The organism is Pseudoalteromonas holothuriae (genome assembly GCF_945859825.1).
GTDB lineage: Bacteria > Pseudomonadota > Gammaproteobacteria > Enterobacterales > Alteromonadaceae > Pseudoalteromonas > Pseudoalteromonas holothuriae.
On record NZ_CAMAPC010000060.1, the window covers coordinates 1 to 1,853 of the forward strand.

At 45.2% G+C, this 1,853-nt stretch carries 2 protein-coding genes; both read right to left on the reverse strand.

Annotated elements, in window-relative coordinates; genetic code table 11:
- Window positions 1-856: condensation domain-containing protein (locus OCI93_RS20820; protein WP_261627246.1), on the reverse strand; the 856-nt coding region annotated here is incomplete at its 3' end.
- On the reverse strand, window positions 853-1,853 hold a 1,001-nt coding region (locus OCI93_RS20825; RefSeq protein ID WP_261627247.1), incomplete at its 5' end, for a non-ribosomal peptide synthetase. The genes OCI93_RS20825 and OCI93_RS20820, both read right to left, overlap by 4 nt.

The following is a 1,853-nucleotide window of genomic DNA, read 5'->3' on the forward strand; positions in this document are numbered from 1 at the left end:
GGCCGTGCACCACAGGTACATCTGCTAACTGTGCTTGCCAATAGTGCTGCTGTTCATCCAACACCTCACCTTTGAGGTAAGTATGTTGCCAATGCGCATAATCGGCATACTGAATAGCCAACGGTGCCAATGGATCGGGTTTATGTTGCTTAAACGCATCGTACAAAGTGACAAATTCATTCACCAATATCCCTCTAGACCAGCCATCAGAAACGATATGGTGCATATTAAACAGCATAATCCCTTCTGGCTGTTGTGGATCTGTACTGATGTTTATAAAGGCCCCTCTGATCATCACATCTTCATTCAGCACAAAGGCCGCTTTGGCATGCTCAGCAACGTGCAACTGAATCGCAGCCTCTCGCTCTAGGGCCTCTAAGCCACTTAAGTCATAAGAAGTAAATGCAAATGCAACCTGCTCTGTGACCACCTGTACGGTGCCTTGCTCAGTCTCTTTAAGTACTGTGCGTAAAATCTCGTGGCGCGCAATGATACGCTGCATCGCTCGGTTAGCCACATCTATATCAAATGCGCCTTTAACACATAGGGCCGTTGGCATGTTGTACTCGCTGCTGCCCCCTTGTAGTTGATCTATAAACCACAAACGCTGTTGTGAAAACGATGCTAAAGCAGGTGGTGCCTGTTCGCCTCTAGCTTCAATAATCCGCGCACTTGCAGTTCTTTTTTGGCTTTTAGTCCAGTTAATAATCGCACTTTTATTTTTCTTAATTTGGCTAATTAATTCAGTATCTAGGCCTTCTACATTACCAGTAAGCCTAAGATTTTTATCATCCGTAATACCTACTTTTACACCGACTTGAATTAATTCATTCAATAATTTATCTATCTGATTCATATTAAGATCTCCTTACCCGACTCCGCCATATCGTCTTCCAATAGAGCTTCACGATAATTTAGTTGCCGCTCAATAAACGCACTTAAGTCTGCAAGGTTATTGACTTGAAAAATTTCTTTTATAGACACATCCAACTCAAAGCGTTGGCAAATTGCACTAATTAACCTCACTGCCAATAACGAATGTCCACCCAGCTCAAAGAAATTCGCTGTAGTACTGATTTTGTCTGATTCAAGGTTAAGTAGCTCTGCAAATATCTCAACCAGTGTCTCTTCTAACGCCGTCTTTGGTGCAACATACTGGCTTTGCATAATGGCCACATCAGCCCCAGCAAGTGCCTTTCGGTCTATTTTTCCATTGGGGGTTAATGGCCACTGCCTCATCACCACAAAGGCTGAAGGCACCATGTAATCTGGTAACGACTCCTGCAGCGATGACTTAATAACCCGCAACCATTCATTCTCGTCCTCGACTTCTTTGTCTGCCATGACATAACCCACCAGATGGGTCTGCTTATCGGATACCTGTACCACCGCCGATACGATACTCTCTATCTCCGATAACTGCGCCTCTACCTCTCCCAGCTCGATACGGTAGCCTCGCACTTTTACCTGTTCATCAACACGCCCTATAAATTCCATGCTGCCATCTGGTAAATAACGTACTAAGTCACCTGTTCTGTACAAGCGAGCATCCTCCGCCATTTTGTATTCACTGGCAAACGGGTGAGCAATAAAACGTTCTTCTGTCAACACCGGGCGATTCAGATAACCTCGCGCCAACGCGGCGCCCCCTATGTACAGCTCACCAATACTCCCAACCGGTAACAGCTGTTGATGCGTATCTAAAATATAATGCTGATAATTGTGCAAAGAGTTTGCCAGTAAAATTGAACCTGCCTGTACTGAAGATGGTGTCACCTCACTCACCATCGACCACACTGATGCCTCCGTCGGGCCATAGCAATTCCATACACGACCCGTACATGCAACCAACT